The organism is Halomonas gemina (assembly GCF_023554995.1).
Classification (GTDB): domain Bacteria; phylum Pseudomonadota; class Gammaproteobacteria; order Pseudomonadales; family Halomonadaceae; genus Halomonas; species Halomonas gemina.
Genome location: NZ_JAMJPK010000006.1, coordinates 345980 through 365414, shown reverse-complemented (window position 1 = coordinate 365414; position 19435 = coordinate 345980). Strand labels below are relative to the sequence as shown.

Sequence of the window (19435 nt, the reverse complement as noted above, 5' to 3'; positions counted from 1 at the left end):
AGAAGGTCGCCGTCTCGTAGACCGCCGCCATGGGCAGGTTCATGTAGGCGGCCAGCGCCCGCAGCGCCACCAGCGACAGGTGGCCGTGGGCGTCCTGGAGGGCGTGCAGGTGCTCGATCAAGAGGTCGCGTCGCCGCAACCCCGGGTCGCTGCGCTCGTCGCCGAGCAGCTGGCGCAGCGAGGCCAGGGCAACGGGGGGCAGGTCGCGGCCACGGGGCCTGCCGCGAAAACGGCGCGGGGGAGTGACGGTCTCTACGGTCATGGCGTGCTCGTTGTTGTGCTTTTGAGGTGGCGCGATATCGACGACTTCCTGCCACTTTGCGGGGAACGACAGGCATCCTCGGCATGGTGTCACCCACCCACCATCAGGACAATGGCCGGGCACCAAGCCAGTGAGCAGATGGATACGAGGATGTCGCTCTCAGCATATCTCGCCATCGGCTGACTCCTGCATGACAGCATAGGCCACCATCTCGACGAGCATCTCCTCCCGGGCGAATCCCGAGACGATGATCGCGGCGCGGTTGGGATAGGGTGCGCTGACATACTCGGCGTAGAGGCGATTGACGGTGGCAAGGTCCTCGCGACGGGTCACGTAGATCAGAACCTGGGTCAGGCTGGCCATGTCACCCCCGGCACGGACCAGGGTGTGGCGCAGGTTATCGAGGGTCTGGCGGGTCTGGGCCTCGATCCCGCCATCGACCACGGCCCCATCGGCGCCGATGGGGATCTGAGCGGTGAAGAGGATGCCGTTACCGATCACGGCCCACTCCAGCGGGGCCTTGGCGGCATAGAGGTCGGTTGCAACGGGGTGGATCATGGAGACGTCTCGCGAAGTTGGAAGGGTCAATCGTTGTCATTGACGCCGGCACCGGCGCCACCTCTTGAGGCGTCACTGGACTCCACCAGGATACGGTGCGCCAGTGTTTTAAGGCGCGCCCAGATGGCATCGTCCACCTCGATGCCCTCCTTGAGGGCCAGCTGTCGGCAGGCCAGCAGTTCCGACTCGGGATGGTGGGCAAGCAGGTCGAGATCGTGGTCGGCGCCCAGCGACGGTAGCAGCTCCACATGGTTGGCCATCACCAGGGTGATGCCGTCGTTGGGCTCGTTCTCCTCGGGCACGTCGCGTACCGAGTAGACGCGCACCTCAGGCGTGGAGTGACCCGCACGGAAGCCCACCACCTGCTCGGTGAGAGGCTCCTGAGCATTGCGCCAGAAGGCGGTGATGTTCATGCCACGCCCGGCCAGGCGCGAAAGGTAGCCCATGATCAGCTGGCGATTGTGGCAGCGGCGAATCTTGACTACCGAGAGACCGCGGGCCCGGGCCTTGGCGAAACCAAGCTCGGTGGCCAGGCTGATACTGCGCAGCACGCTATGGCCCTGGCCATCGAGCACCGCCAGGTCGCCATCCTGGTAGATCACCCGTGTCAGTGCCTCGGGATCCTCGGCGAGCAGATAGTCCAGGCCTCGGTTGAGCTGCTCGACGCCGTGCAGGCCATGACACTGCATCCAGGCCACCATGTCGGCGGCATCGGCGGCGTCACCGTCCTCGAAGCCGATACCGCTGAAGGCCTTGCGGCATAGACCCTGAAGTTCGTTGTAGGACACCTTCATTCGTCTGACCCTCCCGAGCGGCCATTGGCTTGCCTTGCCTCTCCCTCACGAGCGGGCTCGAGGGGGAAGCTCCAGTCGTCGAAATCGGCGAGATCTTCCGGTTCGGCATTGAGTTCCTCGACCAGCGGCGCGCCCTGAAAGAGGGTGATGCGCACCCAGAGGTCCGACTTGGGATCGAAGCGGCTGGCCCCGAAGAAGGAGAGCTTGGTGCGCAGCAGGTGCATCGGCTTCATGTCGCGATGCCAGAGGTTGGCGTGGATATCCCCGTAGGGCAGCTTCACCAGTGTTTGGACGCGACGCACGATCTCCTTGTGGCGGGGATGCTCGAGCAGGAAGTCGACCACCGTGGCCCGCGGATGAGCCTCGAGGAAGGTGCAGATGTCCGAGTGTGCGCGCGCCACTCGCGGACCGATGGCAATGGGCATCTCCTTCTCGGTACCGGGTTCGGCATGGCGCACCCCGAGCCGCGGCTCCTCCTTCTCGGCGGAGCGATACCAGAACCAGTAGGCGCCTTCTTCACTCCCATAGTCGTGGTCCAGGGCCCAGCCATAGTGGGTCTCGATCAACTGGCGCAGGCGCATCAGCGGCATGTCGGGCTCGAGATCAAGCTTCTCCTCGACTCCCATGTGATCCTCCAGGGAATCCACCTGATCCGGATAGAGCTCGATCAGCAGCGTATTGATCAGCTCCTGGGCCTCCAGTGGCAGAGTTCGAGCGCTCCACTCGACCAATTGCTGCCAGATATCCTCCTCCAGCGGCACGCTGGAAAGCCAGGTCAACACATCGGGAAGGGCGGCCACGGTAGCGGCATTGCGCTCGCTCTGCTCGGCATCCTCGGTGACGGTCTCGTCGAGATGGTGCATGGCGCGTCTAGTCAGCGCGATCAGACGGGCACGATCGGCTTCCTCTGGCTCCTGGCGCAGAGCCAGGGTCAACGCCGTCTCCCGCTGGGCGACCCATTGGGCGATCAGTTGTGGATGGTTGATCAGGAAGGGCGCCATGCCCAGCCCAGTGGAGTTGCCGATGCCGAGGTAGCGGCGCAACTCGGTGGCGAGCCCGCAGGCGGTATCTGGTGAACGGCAGGCCGCCAGGTGCTCCACCTGCTCGATGGAGAAGTGACGCAGCAGGTAGACCCCGGCCATCTGCGCCGAGAAGGGTCTCCGGAAGTCGGAGTTGTCCAGCAAACGAGCGAAGTCGGCGATGCCGAACTTGCCGTTGCCGTAGACCGCCGTGGTTCGATAGAGGTAGCCGACCCGGGTCAGCCAGGCGGGGTCCGGCTGCTCGCCGCGGGTCAGTGCCTCGACGAAGTGGGCGAAGTTGCGCAGGCTCTTGTTGGCCCGCGACAGCACCAGCACGCGAGGATGCTGGCGCCCCGCCTCCTGGAGCGGCACGTTGGCGGCCATCTGGTCGAGCAGGCTGTCGTCGACGTCCCCTTCCACCAGGCCGAAGGTCACGTCCCAAGCCTCGGCGATCACCCGGTCGGAACGCTGGGTGTCATCCAGCGGCTGGGCGAACATCACGCCGTGGTAACGACCATGAGGCGTCTGCAGTCGGTAGATGGCCGTACCATTGCCGTCGGCATCCAGGTCGAAGCGCTCGCGGCTGATCTGCCAGCGCTGCCGGGCCATCTGGCGCACCAGGCTGCGCACGAAGCTCAGCCGGGTGGCATGCAGGCTGCCGAGCCGCTCGAGACGCATCACCTCGTCGGCGGGACGCAGGCCCATTGGCGTCGCCGCCAGGGTTTCGACTTCAGTCATTGATCATCACCTTGGGACGGGTGGTAAGACCCTGTTGACGCGCCATGGCGTAGGCGGCCTGGGGCCCGCACCACAGCGAGGGCAGCAGCACCAGCGAGACGGGAATCGCGGTAATCACGATGAACTGCTGCAATACGCTGATCTGACCGGAGCCCATGTAGAGCAGGATGGCGGCCATCAACGACATGGCGACACCCCAGAAGACACGGACCCCGACATGCGGCCGATCGTGCCCGGTGCAGACCACGGCGATGGCGTAGCTCATGGAATCTCCGGTAGTGGCGACGAAGATGGTGGTCAGCAGCAGGATGGCCAGGGCCATCAGGGTACCGCCCGGCAAGGCCTGGGCCACGGTGAGCGTCGCCACATCGAACTGGAAGTTGTTCAGTGCCTCGGTCAGATCGAACACACCCGTCAACTGATAGTGGATCCCCGAGCCACCCAGCAGGGTGAACCAGACGGTGGTGGCGATCGGCGCCATGACCGCCACGGCGAGGATCATCTGGCGGATGGTGCGGCCACGCGAGATCCGCGCGACGAAGATCGCCATCAGGGGGCCATAGCCGATGAACCAGGCGAAGAAGAACACCGTCCACCACTGCATCCACCAGGCGGGGGCGGTTTCCGAGGTCATGGTGGCCATGGCCAGGAAGGAACTCAGGTACTCGCCGAAACCCTGCAGGTAGGCGTTGGTGAGGAACAGCGTAGGGCCGAAGACGAAGATCACCGCGGCGATGCCCAGGGCCAGGAAGACATTCAGGCGGCTGAGCAACTGGATGCCACGATGGATGCCTGTGGCCGCCGAGGTGACATAGAGCGCGCCCAGGAAGATCAGTATCACCAGTTGGGTGCCATAGCCCTCGGCGACCCCGACCAGTTCATGCAGCCCGAAGCTGACCTGGGTCGCGAGGAAGCCGATCGGTCCCACGGTGCCCGCCACTACGGCGATCACGCAGCAGGCATCGACCACGCCGCCGATCCAGCCGCTCATGATGCGCTCCCCAAACACCGGATAGAGCAGCGTCCTGGGCTGCAGCGGCAATCCCTTGTCGTAGTGGGAATGGGCCAGGACCACCGCGGTCAGCGAGCCCAGCACCGCCCAGGCCAGAAACCCCCAGTGCATGAAGGACTGAGCCAACGCCCCGGCCACCGCCTCTACGGTACCCGCCTCGGTGTCGAAGGCCGGCGGCGTGACCACGAAGTGATAGACCGGCTCGCCGGCGGCGAAGAAGACGCCACCCCCTGCCAGCAGGGTGCACATGATGATCGCCAGCCACTTGAAGGTGCTCAGCTCTGGCGTATCGAGACCGCCGACCCTGGCGCTGGCCGCCGGCGACACGGCGAGTCCCATGGCGATGAAGAAGGTCAGCAGCAGCAGCAGCTGAAAGTAGGAGCCGAGGATGGAAGCGGTCCAGGCGAAGCCGCTGCCGATGGCGCCGGCCACACCCTCGATGTCGATGATCGACAGCAGGACGAACAGCACGACGAAACCCACGCTCAGCACGAGGACGACGGGATCGCCGAAGCGATTTATGAAGCCGGTGCTCGGCCTTTCCGATGAATGATGGTCAGGCGTACTCATGGTGTTTTCCTTGTTATGGGATGAAGCGTCTTTCAGGAGAAGCCAGGGATAGGGGACGTCAGGCCGCGACAGGGGTAGCGGCACGTTCGAGCAGTGCCACCCAGTTGCGGCCAATGATGCGTTCGACCTCATCGTCGGCGAAGCCGCGCTCGCGCAGCCCCTCGACCAGGTTGGGGAAGTCCCGGCTGTCGCGCAGCCAGGGCAGCGGGCGCGGCCAGCCGGCGTTGCTGGCACTGCCCTCGCCGTAGTCCATCTCCTTGGACCAGCGGCCATTACGCATCCATTCGAGTATCGACACCGGCTGGTCCTGGCAGAGATCGGTGCCTAGGCCCACATGGTCGATCCCCATGAGATCAACGGTTCGCGCGATCATCTCGCAGTAGGCTTCCAGGGTGCAGTCCGGTCCATCCTTGAGGTGGAAGGGGTAAGCCGAGAACCCCAGCAGGCCGTCGCACTCTGCGATGGCCTCGAGCACGCGATTCGACTTGTTGCGCTTGGCCGAGTGGAAGAACTCGGGGTTGGCATGAGAGATGATCACCGGGCGCTCGGAGAGCTCGATTGCCTCGAGCGTGGAGCGCTCGGCACTGTGGGACATGTCGATGACCATGCCGACCCGGTTCATCTCGCGGATCACCTGGCGGCCGAAACGCGTGATGCCGCTGTCCTCACTCTCGTAGCAGCCACAGGCCAGCAGGCTCTGATTATTGTAGGTCAGCTGCATGATCAAAAGGCCCAGCCGGCGCATCACCGCCACCATGTCGATATCGTCCTCGATCGGCGAGCAGTTCTGGGCACCGAGGAAGATGCCTACCTTGCCGGCGGCACGGGCACGTTCGATGTCGCCCGGCTCGCGCACCGGCATGATCAGGTCGTGATGCTGCTCGAAGCGGCGATTCCATTCGCCGAGCCGCGACAGGGTCTCGCGAGTGGTCTCGTGATAGACCAGGGTGGCATGCACGGCATCCAGGCCGCCCTCGCGCATCTGTTGGAAGATATCGCGGGACCAGTTCGAATACTGCAGGCCATCGACGGTCAGCATTTGCTTGGACATGAAGCGCTCCTCAGGCTTTGACGTAGCAGGTCTTGACCGCGGTGTAGAACTCGCGGGCATAACGACCCTGTTCACGAGGGCCGAAGCTCGAGTCCTTGCGACCGCCGAAGGGCACGTGGTAATCGGTCCCCGCCGTGGCCAGATTGACCATCACGCAGCCGGTCTCGGCGCGGGCCTTGAACTCGCTGGCGAGTTTCAATGAATTGGTGATGATGCCGGCGGTGAGGCCGAAGTTGGTGTCGTTGAGGGTCTCGATGGCCTCGTCGGCATCCGCCACCTTGATCACGCAGGCGATCGGGCCAAAGACCTCCTCGCGATTGATCGCCATATCATTGGTGGTCTCGGTAAACAGCGTCGGCGCCATGTAATAGCCTTGGGTCTCGCGCTCGAGGCGCTCACCGCCGAAGACCAAATTTGCGCCCTGCTGCTTGGCCCGCTCGACCCAGGCCAGGTTGGACTCCAGCTGGCGGGCATCGGCGACCGGGCCGATCTGCACGCCCTCAGCAAGGGCATGGCCCACCGTCGCCCGGTCCAGTCGCGCGATGAGCTTCTCGACGAAGGCGTCGTGGACCGCCGCGGTAACGATCAGCCGCGAGGAGGCCGTGCACTTCTGCCCGGTGCCGGAGTAGGCGCCGGCGAAGGCGGCCTCGACGGCCAGGTCGAGATCGGCGTCATCGGCCACGATCAGCGCGTTCTTGGAACCCATCTCCAGCTGGCACTTGACCAGGTTACCGGCGGTGGCGGCCGCCACGCGCCGTCCCACTTCCAGTGAGCCGGTGAAGGTCAGGGCCTGGATCTCGGGGCTCGAGATCAGGGCGTCACCTACGCTGCTGCCGGGGCCCATCAGCAGGTTGAAGGTGCCGGGAGGCAGCGACTGGCGGCTGATGATCTCGGTCAGCGCCCAGGCACTGGCCGGTACCAGGTTGGCCGGCTTGAAGACTACCGCGTTGCCGAAGGCCAGCGCCGGAGCGATCTTCCATACCGCCGTGGCCATGGGGAAGTTCCAGGGGCTGATCACGCCCACCACCCCGACCGGCTCGCGACGGGTCTCGACCTCGACTCCGGGTCGCACGGAGTCCACTCGCTCGTCGATCTGGCGCAGCACCTCGGCGGCGTAGTAGTGGAAGAACTGCGCGGAGCGGTAGACCTCCCCTTTGCCCTCGGCGAGCGGCTTGCCCTCCTCGCGGGAAAGCAGCTCACCCAACTCGTCCTTGCGTGAGACCAACTCATCACCAATGGCCATCAGCACGGCATAGCGCTGCTCAAGGCCGGTCTTGGCCCATTCACGCTGGCCGCGCCGTGCGGCGGCGATGGCCTCACCGACCTGGGCGACACCGGCCTGGGCATAGTGACCGATGAGGTCCTGAGAATCCGATGGGCTAAGATTGGCGAGCGTATTCTCGCCCTCGACCCAGTGGCCATCGATGAAAAGTGGAAAAGACTGCGACATGGAACACCTCCTGGATTGCGTTGACGTCATCCTAGGAGAGACACCAAGATAAGGATAATCAATAAATTCAATAAAATGATCAGGAAGGCTTACCATGCTGCCGGAACTGAAGTTACAGCCGCTTCGCTGCGTGCTGGCCATTCTCGACCAGGGAGGCTTCCATGCCGCGGCCAAGCATCTGCATCGCAGCCAGCCGGCGGTCTCCATGGCGGTGCGCGAACTCGAGGAACGCCTCGGCCAGCCACTCTTCGAAAAGGGCAATGGCAAGGCAGCGCTGACCCCCTACGGGCAATGGTGCCTGCCGCGCTTTCGCGAACTGGTCGCCCACCACGACCGGGTAAGCCGCGATGCCCTGGCCATGGCCTGCCACCAGTCCGGTCGAGTAGATATCGCGACGGTGCCCTCGGTGGCCAGCCGCCTGATGCCCGGCATCCTGGCTAGCTTCGTAATCAACCATCCGGGCATCGAGATCAACCTGCAGGATGGACACTCCGAGTTGGTCAGCCAGATGGTGGTGACCGGCGAGGTAGAGCTGGGCATCACCAGCCTCTGGCAACCCGAGGAGGGACTGGAATTCACCCCGCTGCTGCACGATGAGATCGGCGTGGTGTGCCGGGACGACCACCCACTCGCCACGAAGGACCGCCTGCACTGGCAGGAGCTCGCCGGGCACACCCTGATCCGCAACGGCACCTCGCGTCTGCTCGAGGGCTCACCGACCGCCGGACTGCTCGATCGCAGTGCGCTATACATCTCCAACATGATCTCGCTGACCGCGATGCTCGAGGCGGGCATCGGCATCACCACCCTGCCGCGCCTGGCGTTCCAGGAGGAGCATGTCCGGCTGCGCTTCGTGCCGCTGGCAGAACCCCGCCTGGAGCGCCGGATCGGGTTGATCTGCCGGGCTGGCGTCAGCCTGTCGCCGGCGGCAGCGGCGATGCAGCGGCATGTGATGGCCTACCTGGCAGACCGAGAAACGTGAGGGAGGGGACGGGCCCGGTCGAGCGCTGGCTCGACCGGGGCTGCCTGCGTCGCTGTCGCTCAGGCAGCGACGCTGCCGTGGAGGGCGATACCCGAACTGGCTGGCCGCGCCGCCGATTGGCGCGAACTGTCGGCCGGGCAGGGGTCTCTTTAAGCGGTGACGCTGCCATGGGGATCGATGACGAATTTCTTCGCCGCACCACCGTCGAAGTCGGCGTAGCCCTGGGGGGCCTGGTCCAGAGTGATCATCTGGACGTTGACCGCATCGGCGATCTTGACCTTGCCGAAGAGTATCGCCTGCATCAGCGGGCGATGGTAAGCCATCACCGGGCACTGTCCGGTGTGGAAACTATGCGACTTGGCCCAACCCAGGCCGAAGCGCATGCTCAGCGCCCCCTGCTTGGCCGCATCATCGGCCGCGCCGGGATCTTCGGTCACGTAGAGGCCAGGGATGCCGATCTGGCCGCCGGCGCGGGTCATCTGCATCGCCGAGTTGAGCACGGTGGCGGGTGCCTCCTTGCCATGGTTGCAGCCACAGGCATGGGCCTCGAAGCCAACGCAGTCGACGAAGGCATCGACTTCACGCTCGCCGAGGATCGCTTCGATCCTGTCGGCCATGTCGCCCTCTTGGGTGAGGTCGAGGGTCTCGCAACCGAAGCTGCGGGCCTGGGCCAGCCGCTCCTCGATCATGTCGCCGACGATCACGCAGGCGGCCCCCAGCAGCTGGGCGGACACGGCGGCAGCCAGGCCCACCGGGCCGGCACCCGCAATATAGACGGTGCTGCCCGGCCCGACGCCGGCGGTGACGCAGCCATGGAAACCGGTAGGGAAGATATCCGAGAGCAGGGTCAGGTCACGGATCTTCTCCATAGCCTGGTCGGCATCCGGGAACTTCAGCAGGTTGAAGTCCGCGTAGGGCACCATGACGTATTCGGTCTGGCCGCCGACCCAGCCACCCATGTCGACGTAGCCATAAGCCGCGCCGGGCCGCGCCGGGTTGACGTTCAGACAGATACCGGTACGGCCCTCCTTGCAGTTGCGGCAGCGGCCACAGGCGATGTTGAACGGCACCGAGACCAGGTCGCCGGGCTGGATGAATTCGACATCGCGGCCGCACTCGACCACCAGGCCGGTGATCTCGTGGCCCAGCACCAGGCCGGACGGCGCAGTGGTGCGGCCGCGCACCATATGCTGGTCGCTGCCACAGATGTTGGTGGTGACGACCTTCAGGATCACGCCGTGGTCGCACTTGCGATTGCCGAGGGCAAGTTCCGGATAGGCGATGGATTCGACGTCGACCTTACCCGGGCCCTTGTAGACGACTCCGCGGTTGGCTGCACTCATGGCTGGTTCCTCGATGTTGTTGTAACTGACTGCGCTGTAGCATGGCGGAGGATTCCGCTGCTCCAGCCTAAGCGCTCCCGGGCGGCCCACTTTCCCCACAAAGGCACCCGCATGCCTGTTCGAGACATCGTCGCTGGCTAATGAGCCGACAGGCCATTGCAGGTCGTTTTCAGGACACTGCTGCCCATTCCCTGGCCCAACAATGCTCGGGCCCGCGGGTAGCCACACTACCGAGGGTTCCCCATCGCCGTTTCCAAAAGCGGCGTCCAACAACAACAGCGAGATGCCTCGATGCACCACAACGACGATGACCCTGTCCTGTCCCCGGGACAGGACAACACACAGATATTGGGGCTGGACTTCCACAATCCCGTCTTTCCCCTCTCTGCCCTGGCCATCCTGGCCTTCATCCTCTACGCCTTGATCTACCCCGATGCCGCCAATACCCAGCTGACCGAGGCCCGGGGCTGGTCCATCGAGCACTTCGACTGGCTGTTCATGATCGCCGGCAACCTCTTCGTGCTGCTCTGCCTGACGCTGATCGTGCTGCCCGTGGGGCGGATCCGACTGGGGGGCGACAAGGCACGCCCGGAACACTCCACTCTCTCCTGGTTCGCCATGCTGTTTGCCGCCGGCATGGGCATCGGCCTGATGTTCTGGAGCGTGGCCGAGCCGGTAGCCTATTACACCGACTGGTACGGCACGCCGCTGAACGCCGCCGCCGGAACGCCACAAGGGGCGAGCGCCGCCATGGGCGCCACCATGTTCCACTGGGGCCTGCATCCCTGGGCCATCTACGCCGTAGTGGGCCTCTCCCTGGCCTTCTTCGCCTACAACCGCGGGCTGCCACTGACCCTGCGCTCGGCTTTCACTCCGGTCCTCGGCGACCGGACACGCGGCTGGATCGGCCACCTGATCGACATTACCGCGGTGCTGGCGACCATCTTCGGCCTGGCCACCTCGCTGGGCTTTGGCGCCTCCCAGGCCGCCGGCGGCCTCAACTACCTGTTCGACGTGCCCAACACCATCGGTACCCAGATCGCCATCATCGTCGGTGTCACCGCGGTGGCGCTGTTCTCGGTGTGGCGGGGCATCGACGGCGGCGTGAAGCTGTTCTCCAACATCAACATGGTGATCGCCCTGCTGCTACTGCTATTCGTGGTGCTGACCGGCTCCACCCTGCTGTTCCTCAATGGGCTGTGGGGTACCACCCTGGCCTATGCCAGCCATATCGTGCCGCTCTCCAACTGGATCGGCCGCGATGACACCACCTGGTACCACGGCTGGACGGTGTTCTACTGGGCCTGGTGGATCTCCTGGTCGCCCTTCGTCGGCATGTTCATCGCCCGGGTCTCGCGCGGTCGCACCGTACGCGAGTTCCTGACCGCCGTGCTGCTGGTACCGACCCTGGTCACCATCGTCTGGATGAGCGCCTTCGGCGGCAACGCCCTGGCCCAGTCCGCGGCCGGGGTCGGCGAACTCGCCAATGGCATCGGCGACGTCTCCCTGGCGATGTTCCAGATGCTCGAGCAGCTACCGCTGACCACCCTGACCTCCACCATGGCCATCGTCCTGGTGCTGGTGTTCTTCGTTACCTCCTCGGATTCCGGCTCCCTGGTGATCGACAGCATCACCGCCGGCGGCAAGGTCGATGCGCCACGCACCCAGCGGGTGTTCTGGGCCACCCTGGAGGGGGTCATCGCCGGCGTGCTGCTCTACGGCGGCGGCGACAAGGCCCTCGGGGCCCTGCAGGCCGGCGCCGTGGCCACCGGCCTGCCCTTCACCCTGATCCTGCTGGTGATGGCCTTCAGCCTGGTCAAGGCATTGCATGAGGAACTGCGCAACCCGGGACTCGTCCAGACCGCCTGACCCTACCCTGTCCCCGACGCGAGAACCCCGGCACCCGCCGGGGGTTTTCGTGTCGAGGCCACCGGCACCATCCAACCCAGCAGCAGCAGGGCTCGACCTCGCGCGGGTGAACAGGCATGGTTGTGCTCTCCCGTGGGGATTCTCGTCACTCGGAGTTTTCACCGAGACGGCGTCCTGGCGACGCCGGAGGAGACCGGGGATCCACCACCCGACCCAGCGTTCATGGCCACCCAAGCCAAGGAGGAACTACCCCCATGTCGAACCGTTTCACAACACGCCTGTGCCTGACCGCCCTGCTGTCGCTGCTGGCGCTGGCCTCCCATGCCGTCGCCCAGCAGGCATCGCCGGGGGCCGATGTCGAGACTGAGCAGTTCCGCGACTGGGAGGTGATCTGCCCGCCCGAGAGCAGCCAGGGGCCCTGCACCATGAGCCAGCTGGTCACCAACCCGGACAGCAACGCCCCCCTGATGCGGGTGATCGTGGGCTATCCCCCCGAGCTCGAGGGGCGCCCGGCGATGACCTTCCTGCTGCCGCTGGGCGTGCGCCTCGCCCCGGGCCTGCAGCTGAGCGTGGGCGGCGGCGAGCCGGCCCAGTTCCCCTATCAGGTCTGCCTGGAGCAGAGCTGCCGCGCCGACCTGCCCCTCGAGCCGTCGCTGCTGCAGTCGCTGCGCGGCGGCAGCAGCGCGACCCTCAGCCTGATCGGGCCGCGTGGTAATCGCATGGACCTGGACATCTCCCTGATGGGCTTCACCGACGCCAGCGAGCGCATCGCACCCTGACGGTCACGCCTGCCCCGCACAGACGACAGCCCCGGCACCTGGCCGGGGCTGTCGTCGTTTGACCGTCCGATGGTCAGCGGGGCAGGACGCCCTCCTCTTTCAGCAGCTTGTAGATGGCCTCGGCGCCCTGCTCCGCCGAGACGCCCTCCAGCACCTGACCGCTGCCGCCCTCCGCCTTGGCGGCGGCGGCCTTGAAGCGATCCCGCGCCGAGGCGGCCTTGACGATCTTCAGGCGCTTGGGCCGCTTGCGGGCCGGCGCCAGCCGCCACTGGGCCAGCTCCCGGTCGGGTTCGGCGGCCACCGGGGTGACCTCGAGCTCGGCCCGGCGGGCCGGGCCGAAGGCGCTCTGGCGCGGTGCCGGTGCCGCGGCGTCCACGGTGAGGATGGCCGGCAGGCGTACCTTGAGGCGCCGCCGCTGGCCCCGGGGCAGGGCCTGGAGCAGGGTCGCCACGCCGTTCTCGACCGTTTCCACCGCGGCCAGACCACTGACCAGCGGCCAGCCCAGGCGCTCGGCCAGGGCATAGGGCAGCAGGCCCGAGCCCTCGCCCCGCTCAGCCCGGGCGCCGGTGATCACCAGCTGCGGCGGCGCCGCGGCCAGGTGCTCGGCCAGGGCCGGGATGGCATCGGCCCCCTCGGTCTGCTCCAGCAGCGTCAGGGTCTCCAGCCCCATGCCCAGGTAGCCGCGCAGTGACGCCTCGCTGGCCTCGTCGAGGACGCCGGCATGCAACAGGCTCACCCGGCTGCCGGGCAACTGGTGCCCCAGGCCCAGGGCCAACTCCAGGCCCCGGGCATCCTGATCGGCGCGGCGGGCGCGCCCGGTAATGGGGTGGCGACCCACCGAGACCAGTACCGCCACCTCGACTCCCTGCTGCTCAGGCCGCATCGCGCTGCCCTCCTCGCTGCTGTTCCACCTTGGCCACCAAGGCGGCAAGGATCGCGGCGCTGTCGCCGATCACCGCCAGGTCGGCGCGCTTGATCATGTCGCAACCGGGGTCGAGGTTGATGGCCACCACCTTGTCGCAGCTCTGGATGCCCTGCAGGTGCTGGATGGCGCCACTGATGCCCACCGCCAGGTAGACCCGGGCGGTGACCCAGGTGCCGGTGGCCCCCACCTGGCGATGGCGCGCCATGAAACCATCATCCACGGCGACCCGGGAGGCCCCTTCGGTGGCCCCCAGCACCCTGGCGGCGTAGTGGAAGCCGTCCCAGTCCTTGACGCCGTTGCCGCCGGAGACGATGAACTCCGCCTCGGCCAGGGCCACCCCGGCGGGATCCACCGCCACCTGTCCCAGATCCTCGATCCGCGACAGGGCGCTGGGAATCGCCTCCGCCAGGCTCAGAGGCACGGCGGCATGACGGGTCTCGTCGACCGGCTCGGCACACTCGGCGAGCGCCAGGGCGACCCGCGGCAGGGGGCGCTGGATATCCAGGCTCTCCGCCGCGCCGCGGGCGGTGCAGCGCCAGCCAAGTGGACTCCCGACGTCGGGTTCCAGTTGCCAGACCCCGGTAGCGGGCCGCTCGCCCAGACGCAAGGCCAGGCGCCGCCCCAGGTCGGCCCCGCCCAGGGGCGAATCGGGGAGCAGCCAGTGACGCGGCGCCAGCTCCCGCTCCACGGCGGCCAGTGCCGCCAGGCGCGCCTCGGGGGCGAAGCCGGCATAGGCGTCGTCGGCGAGGTGCAGCAGCCGATCGATGCCCGCCTCGCCAAAACTGTCTTCCTTGTGCTCGCCGAACACCACGGCCAGCACGGCACCGGGACGCTCAGGGTCGGCATCCGCCAGGCGCCGGGCCAGGCCCAGCAGGTCCTTGTCATGGCCGGAGAGGCGACCGCCGGAGAGGTCCGGCACCACCGCCACCAGGAAGGCCGGGGCCTCGATGGTGACCTGGCGACGGCTATCCTGGGCCGCCTGGCGGGTACCGCCCGCGGCCTGGCCACCCTGCTGGGCACCGCTGCGGTCGATACGCTTGACACCATTGGGGCCAATAAAGCCGATGGCGCGGGGGTTCCTGCGAATCACCCCGTTGGGGCCCAGCCACTCGCTGGCGGCGGCGCCACCCCCGATTTCTCCAAGGGCGGCGAGCACGCTGGCGTGCTCCGGATGCAGGCGGTTACGGGCAATCCACTCGCGACGTGGATCGCGGCGACGATTCTCGCTCATCAGATCACCTCCTCGGCGGTCGTCTTGTCAGCAGACCGGCGGGGCGCAGCGGCGGCGGGGCGCGCCACCAGGGCATCGGCCACCAGCTCGGCGATATCACGCACCTCGGCGCTGGCATCCACCACGCCCTCCAGCATGGCGGTGCACTGGGGGCAGCCCACCGCCACCAGCTCGGCGCCGGTCTCCTTGACGTCGTTCATGCGCATATCGGGAATCCGCCGCTCGCCGGGAATATCGATGATGGGAGCCCCACCACCGCCGCCGCAGCAGCGCGAGCGGAAGCCGGAGCGCTCCATCTCGGCGACCTGGATACCCAGGGCCTCGAGGACCCGACGCGGCGCCTCGTATTCGCCGTTGTAGCGCCCCAGGTAGCAGGGGTCGTGATAGGTGACGCTACCGCCCTTCCAGGGCGAGAAGGCCAATCGGCCGGCGTCATACAGCTCGGCGATAAAGGTGCTGTGATGCTGGACCGCATAGTGCCCGCCCAGCTCGCTATACTCGTTGCCCAGCACATGAAAGCTGTGCGGGTCACAGGTGACGATGCGCTGGAAGCGATACCGGGACAGGGTGGCGATATTGCGCCTGGCCAGGGACTGGAAGGTCGCCTCGTCGCCCAGGCGCCGCGCCACGTCGCCACTGTCGCGCTCCTCGTCGCCGAGCACCGCGAAGTCCACCTCGGCAGCACGCAGCACCTTGACCAGGGCCCGCAGGGTGCGCTGATTGCGCATATCGAAGGCGCCATCACCCAGCCACAGCAGCACATCGACCTGGCCGAGATCGGCCATCCGCGGCAGGTTGAGGTCCGCCGCCCAGTGCAGCCGCGAGCCGGGATCGAAACCGCCAGGGTTGTCGGTGGCGATCAGGTTGTCGAGCACCTCCGCCCCCTTGCCCGGCGTATTGCCGTGCTCCAGGGTCAGGTGACGACGCATGTCGACGATGGCGTCGACGTGCTCGATCATCATCGGGCACTCCTCGACGCACGCCCGGCAGGTGGTGCAGGACCACAGGGTCTCGGCATCGACCAGGGCGGTACCCTGTCGCGCCACGATGGGGCCATGGGGATTACCGTGGTGCTCCCCCACCGGCTTTCCAGGGTAAGGAGATCCCGCGTAGCCCGCATCGCTGCCCCCGGCCAGGCCCACCACCATGTCCTGGATCAGCTTCTTGGGGTTGAGGGGCTGGCCGGCGGCGAAGGCCGGGCAAACCGCCTCGCAGCGCCCGCACTGCACGCAGGCATCGAAGCCGAGCAGCTGGTTCCAGGTGAAGTCGCTGGGCGTCTCGACGCCCAGTGGCGTCGCCTCGTTCTCCAGGTCCAGTGCCTTGAGGCCGGTGGAACGCCCCTCTCCTCCCGCCTTGCTGGAGAAGCGCTCCGGGCGGCGATGGAAGGCCAGGTGCAGGGCGCCGGCGAAGGCGTGCTTCATGGGCCCGCCCCAGGTCATGCCGACCACCATCTCAGCCAGGCCCCAGACCACCACGGCGGCCAGTACCAGGGCCAGTATCCAACTGCCCGCATCGGGGGGCAGAATGCCTACCGTGGGCAGAGTGATCAGGAAGACGCCCAGCGAGAAGGCCATCAGGCTCTTGGGCAAGCGCATCCAGGGGCCCCTGGAGAGCCGCGCGGGCGGGTCGCGCCGGCGCCGGGCCACGAACAGGCTGCCCACGAACATGCAGGCGCTGGCCGCCAGCAGCAGCGCGCCCAGCACCGGGTTGGCGAGCCCCAGGCCATGCACCAGGATCATCAGCACGGCGGCGGCCACGAAGCCACCGGCGGTGGCCACGTGGGTGTTGGACATCACCTTGTCGCGGGCCACCACGTGATGCAGGTCCACCAGATAACGGCGCGGCAGGGCCGCCAGGCCCTTGAGCAGCGGCACTGGAGAAGGCCGCCCCTGGCGCCACAGGCGGACACGCCGCCCGGCGCCGACCGCCGCCAGGGCCAGGGCGGCGAAGATCAGGATCGGAAGAATTGTATTTAGCATCACAGCTCACCTGACAGGCGAGCTGGAAGCTGGAAGCCGGAAGCTGGAAGAAAAGGGCGAAGCGCCGCGTTTCACTTCCAGCTTCAAGCTTCTGGCTTCCAGCGGGTGGTTAAAAGTCCTTGCAGATCCGCAGGGCGTCATAGATGGCCGCATGGGTATTGCGCGGCGCCGTGCAGTCGCCCAGGCGGAACAGCAGGAAGCCGTCTCCTGTTTCGCTCAGGCTAGGCTGGGGCTGGATGGCGTAGAGCGCCTCCAGGTCCAGCTGGCCCTTGTTGCGGGACTGCGCCTTGAGGGCATAGTAGAGATCCTCGTCGGGACGCACGCCGTTCTCCACCACCACCTGGTCGACCACCCGCTCCTCCAGGGCGCCGGTGTACTCGTTTTCGAGCACCGCCACCAGGCCGTCGCCCTCGCGGTAGACCTTGTGCAGCATCAGGTCGGAGGACATGATCACCTCCTTCTCGTAGAGGCTGCGGTAGTAGGTGGGGAAGGTGGTGCCGCCCACCGCCGCGCCCGGCTTGATGTCGTCGGTGACGATCTCCACCTTGGCGCCCTTGTCGGCCAGGTAGTCCGCCGCCGAGACGCCGGAGAACTCGCAGATGGCGTCATAGATCAGCACGTTCTTGCCCGGGGCCACCTTGCCCGAGAGGATGTCCCAGGTGCTCACCACCATGCTCTCCTCGGAGTTCTCGGAGTAGCCCCACTCCGGGTGTTGGCTCAGGAAGGGCTGGCCGCCGGTGGCCAGCACCACGATGTCCGGGCGCAGGTCGAGCAGCGTCGCCTCGTCGGCGCGGGTTCCCAGGCGCAGGTCGACCTTGAGACGCGCCAGTTCCAGTTGGTACCAGCGGGTAATGCCGGCGATCTGGTCCCGCTGCGGGGCCTGGGCGGCGATGGTGATCTGACCGCCGAGCGCCTCGGCGGCCTCGAACAGGGTGACGTCGTGGCCGCGCTCGGCGGCGACGCGGGCCGCCTCCATGCCGCCGGGACCACCGCCCACCACCACGACCTTGCGCTTGGGTCCTTCGCTCTTCTCGATGATATGCGGCAGGCCCATGTACTCGCGGGAGGTGGCGGCATTCTGGATGCACAGCACGTCCAGGCCCTGGTACTGGCGGTCGATGCAGTAGTTGGCGCCCACGCACTGCTTGATCTGGTCCACCTGGCCCATCTTGATCTTGGCGATCAGGTGCGGGTCGGCGATATGCGCCCGGGTCATGCCCACCAGGTCCACATAGCCGCCCTCGAGAATGCGCTGGGCCTGGTTGGGGTCCTTGATGTTCTGGGCGTGGATCACCGGCACGCCGACCACTTCCTTGATGCCCGCCGCCAGGTGCAGGAAGGGCTCCGGCGGATAGGACATGTTGGGAATGACGTTGGCCAGGGTGTTGTGGGTATCGCAGCCGGAGCCGATCACGCCGAAGAAGTCGACTTGGCCGGTGGCATCGTAGTAGGCGGCGATCTGCTTCATGTCGTCGTGGGAGAGGCCGTCCGGGTGGAACTCGTCACCGCAGATGCGCATGCCCACCACGAAGTCGTCGCCGACCTCGGCGCGAACCGCCTTGAGCACCTCCATGCCGAAGCGCATGCGGTTCTCGAAGCTGCCGCCCCACTGGTCCTCGCGCTTGTTGACCCGCGGGCTCCAGAACTGGTCGATCAGGTGCTGGTGCACGGCGGAGAGCTCGACGCCGTCGAGGCCCCCTTCCTTGGCCCGGCGCGCGGCCTGGGCGAAATCGCCGATGATGCGCCAGATATCCTCCTCCTCGATGGTCTTGCAGGTGGAGCGGTGCACCGGCTCGCGGATGCCGGAGGGCGATAGCAGGGTCGACCAGTCGAAGCCGTCCCAGCGCGAGCGGCGCCCCATATGAGTGATCTGGATCATGATCTTGCCGCCATGCTTGTGCACGGCATCGGCGAGGTTCTGGAAGTGCGGGATGATGCGGTCGGTGGAGAGGTTCACCGAGCTCCACCAGCCCTGGGGGCTGTCGATGGAGACTACCGAGGAGCCGCCGCAAATGGCCAGCCCGCAGCCGCCCCTGGCCTTCTCCTCGTAGTACCTGACGTAGCGCTCGGTGGTCATGCCGCCGTCGGTGGCGTAGACCTCGGCGTGGGCGGTGCTGACCACCCGGTTGCGGATGGTGAGCTTGCCGATCTCGATCGGCTGGAAGAGTGCGTCGAATGCCATGGTGGTAACTCCTCAGCCCCGGAGGGTATCGAGCGGACGGGTGACGAAGCGGCCCACGTCGCAGCCTTCCTCGGCCGCACTCTGGACCTGCTCGGCGACGGTGCGCAGGGCGCTGCCGCGGGCGGCGAGGATCTGGTCCATGGCGCCGGCGAACCAGCCGGTGAACATGTACTCCACCTTGCGCCCCACCTTGCCCAGCTGATAGACGAAGGCGCTGTGCTCGAGGCGCACCCGGCAGGTGCCGGCCTCCAGGTCGATGGCCTCGACGATGAACCTTCCCCAGCCGCGCTGGGAGAGCCGCGTCATATAGTGCTCAAACACCGCCCCACCCTGAAGGCCGTGCAATTCAGCCTCCTTCTCGCACCAGTGCCAGGCGCTCTTGTAGCCGGCGTGGTAGAGGATCTCGGCGTACTGCTCCACGCCCAGTGCCTCCTCGACGGCCAGATGGTTATTGATGAAGAAGTGGCGCGGCACATAGAGCATCGGCAGGGCGTCGGTGGTCCAGACGCCGGTCTCGGCATCCACTTCGATGGGCAGTTCAGGGGCCATCTTGGTCACGGTCGTATTCCTCGAATCTTGCTGATTGTTATGCTGCTGCAACCGGGCCATTGCACTCAGCGGCACCGCTCGGGGCTGATCCGTCGGCAGGCCTGCGAGGAGGCGCTGTGAACCCATCCCTGGGCGCTACATT

16 protein-coding genes are annotated in these 19435 nt (G+C 66.7%); 3 read left to right on the top strand and 13 right to left on the bottom strand.

Features of this window, described 5'->3' with window-relative positions; translation table 11 throughout:
- The 7 genes from M8009_RS15030 to M8009_RS15000 all read right to left on the bottom strand — a co-directional run.
- Window positions 1-262: NAD(P)H-dependent oxidoreductase subunit E (locus tag M8009_RS15030; RefSeq protein WP_250062626.1), on the bottom strand; the 262-nt coding region annotated here is incomplete at its 3' end.
- 159 nt (window positions 263-421) lie between these two features.
- A complete protein-coding gene (locus tag M8009_RS15025; protein ID WP_250062624.1) occupies window positions 422-820 on the bottom strand; it encodes a RidA family protein in 399 nt (132 codons plus the stop codon).
- Between the two features lie 26 nt (window positions 821-846).
- Window positions 847-1614, bottom strand: coding sequence for an Ldh family oxidoreductase (locus M8009_RS15020; RefSeq protein WP_250062622.1), 768 nt, complete (start codon window positions 1612-1614; stop codon window positions 847-849).
- Window positions 1611-3371, bottom strand: coding sequence for a hypothetical protein (locus M8009_RS15015; protein WP_250062620.1), 1761 nt, complete (start codon window positions 3369-3371; stop codon window positions 1611-1613). The genes M8009_RS15020 and M8009_RS15015 overlap by 4 nt, the downstream gene beginning before the upstream one ends.
- Window positions 3364-4953 carry a BCCT family transporter gene (locus tag M8009_RS15010; protein WP_250062618.1) on the bottom strand — a complete coding sequence of 530 codons (1590 nt, stop codon included), beginning with the start codon at window positions 4951-4953 and terminating at the stop codon, window positions 3364-3366. Before M8009_RS15010 ends, M8009_RS15015 begins: the two co-directional genes overlap by 8 nt.
- A gap of 58 nt (window positions 4954-5011) precedes the next feature.
- Window positions 5012-6004 carry a dipeptidase gene (locus M8009_RS15005; RefSeq protein ID WP_250062616.1) on the bottom strand — a complete coding sequence of 331 codons (993 nt, stop codon included), beginning with the start codon at window positions 6002-6004 and terminating at the stop codon, window positions 5012-5014.
- A gap of 10 nt (window positions 6005-6014) precedes the next feature.
- Window positions 6015-7454 (bottom strand): aldehyde dehydrogenase family protein, encoded by a 1440-nt coding sequence (locus M8009_RS15000; protein WP_250062614.1) that lies wholly within the window; start codon window positions 7452-7454, stop codon window positions 6015-6017.
- A 94-nt stretch (window positions 7455-7548) separates the two neighbouring features.
- Here M8009_RS15000 and M8009_RS14995 point away from each other — a divergent pair, with 94 nt between their 5' ends.
- The gene (locus M8009_RS14995) at window positions 7549-8436 is read left to right on the top strand and encodes a LysR family transcriptional regulator (protein ID WP_250062612.1); all 888 of its coding nucleotides are present in this window, start codon (window positions 7549-7551) and stop codon (window positions 8434-8436) included.
- A 149-nt stretch (window positions 8437-8585) separates the two neighbouring features.
- Here M8009_RS14995 and fdhA read toward each other — a convergent pair whose 3' ends face one another.
- Window positions 8586-9779: a formaldehyde dehydrogenase, glutathione-independent gene (gene fdhA / locus M8009_RS14990; RefSeq protein ID WP_250062611.1), complete on the bottom strand. Its 1194-nt coding sequence runs from the start codon at window positions 9777-9779 to the stop codon at window positions 8586-8588.
- 291 nt (window positions 9780-10070) lie between these two features.
- Between fdhA and M8009_RS14985 the strand changes: the two genes are divergently transcribed.
- Window positions 10071-11648 carry a BCCT family transporter gene (locus tag M8009_RS14985; RefSeq protein WP_250062609.1) on the top strand — a complete coding sequence of 526 codons (1578 nt, stop codon included), beginning with the start codon at window positions 10071-10073 and terminating at the stop codon, window positions 11646-11648.
- A gap of 254 nt (window positions 11649-11902) precedes the next feature.
- The gene (locus M8009_RS14980; RefSeq protein ID WP_250062607.1) at window positions 11903-12427 is read left to right on the top strand and encodes an invasion associated locus B family protein; all 525 of its coding nucleotides are present in this window, start codon (window positions 11903-11905) and stop codon (window positions 12425-12427) included.
- Between the two features lie 73 nt (window positions 12428-12500).
- Here M8009_RS14980 and etfB read toward each other — a convergent pair whose 3' ends face one another.
- The 5 genes from etfB to M8009_RS14955 all read right to left on the bottom strand — a co-directional run bounded on the left by etfB (window position 12501) and on the right by M8009_RS14955 (window position 19302).
- Window positions 12501-13310 (bottom strand): electron transfer flavoprotein subunit beta, encoded by an 810-nt coding sequence (etfB, locus tag M8009_RS14975; RefSeq protein ID WP_250062605.1) that lies wholly within the window; start codon window positions 13308-13310, stop codon window positions 12501-12503.
- A complete protein-coding gene (gene etfA / locus M8009_RS14970; RefSeq protein ID WP_250062603.1) occupies window positions 13300-14583 on the bottom strand; it encodes an electron transfer flavoprotein subunit alpha in 1284 nt (427 codons plus the stop codon). The genes etfB and etfA overlap by 11 nt, the downstream gene beginning before the upstream one ends.
- The gene (locus M8009_RS14965) at window positions 14583-16562 is read right to left on the bottom strand and encodes a (Fe-S)-binding protein (protein ID WP_250062601.1); all 1980 of its coding nucleotides are present in this window, start codon (window positions 16560-16562) and stop codon (window positions 14583-14585) included. Before M8009_RS14965 ends, etfA begins: the two co-directional genes overlap by 1 nt.
- Before the next feature lie 109 nt (window positions 16563-16671).
- Window positions 16672-18744, bottom strand: coding sequence for a dimethylglycine demethylation protein DgcA (dgcA, locus tag M8009_RS14960; protein ID WP_250062600.1), 2073 nt, complete (start codon window positions 18742-18744; stop codon window positions 16672-16674).
- A 12-nt stretch (window positions 18745-18756) separates the two neighbouring features.
- Window positions 18757-19302, bottom strand: a complete 546-nt coding sequence (locus tag M8009_RS14955) for a DUF5943 domain-containing protein (RefSeq protein ID WP_250062598.1) — start codon at window positions 19300-19302, stop codon at window positions 18757-18759.
- Window positions 19303-19435: the final 133 nt, after the last annotated feature.

Coding starts and splice junctions, on each gene's coding strand:
- M8009_RS15025 (WP_250062624.1), bottom strand. CDS start 820: ATGATCCACCCCGTTGCAACCGACCTCTATGCCGCCAAGGCCCCGCTG.
- M8009_RS15020 (WP_250062622.1), bottom strand. CDS start 1,614: ATGAAGGTGTCCTACAACGAACTTCAGGGTCTATGCCGCAAGGCCTTC.
- M8009_RS15015 (WP_250062620.1), bottom strand. CDS start 3,371: ATGACTGAAGTCGAAACCCTGGCGGCGACGCCAATGGGCCTGCGTCCC.
- M8009_RS15010 (WP_250062618.1), bottom strand. CDS start 4,953: ATGAGTACGCCTGACCATCATTCATCGGAAAGGCCGAGCACCGGCTTC.
- M8009_RS15005 (WP_250062616.1), bottom strand. CDS start 6,004: ATGTCCAAGCAAATGCTGACCGTCGATGGCCTGCAGTATTCGAACTGG.
- M8009_RS15000 (WP_250062614.1), bottom strand. CDS start 7,454: ATGTCGCAGTCTTTTCCACTTTTCATCGATGGCCACTGGGTCGAGGGC.
- M8009_RS14995 (WP_250062612.1), top strand. CDS start 7,549: ATGCTGCCGGAACTGAAGTTACAGCCGCTTCGCTGCGTGCTGGCCATT.
- fdhA (WP_250062611.1), bottom strand. CDS start 9,779: ATGAGTGCAGCCAACCGCGGAGTCGTCTACAAGGGCCCGGGTAAGGTC.
- M8009_RS14985 (WP_250062609.1), top strand. CDS start 10,071: ATGCACCACAACGACGATGACCCTGTCCTGTCCCCGGGACAGGACAAC.
- M8009_RS14980 (WP_250062607.1), top strand. CDS start 11,903: ATGTCGAACCGTTTCACAACACGCCTGTGCCTGACCGCCCTGCTGTCG.
- etfB (WP_250062605.1), bottom strand. CDS start 13,310: ATGCGGCCTGAGCAGCAGGGAGTCGAGGTGGCGGTACTGGTCTCGGTG.
- etfA (WP_250062603.1), bottom strand. CDS start 14,583: ATGAGCGAGAATCGTCGCCGCGATCCACGTCGCGAGTGGATTGCCCGT.
- M8009_RS14965 (WP_250062601.1), bottom strand. CDS start 16,562: ATGCTAAATACAATTCTTCCGATCCTGATCTTCGCCGCCCTGGCCCTG.
- dgcA (WP_250062600.1), bottom strand. CDS start 18,744: ATGGCATTCGACGCACTCTTCCAGCCGATCGAGATCGGCAAGCTCACC.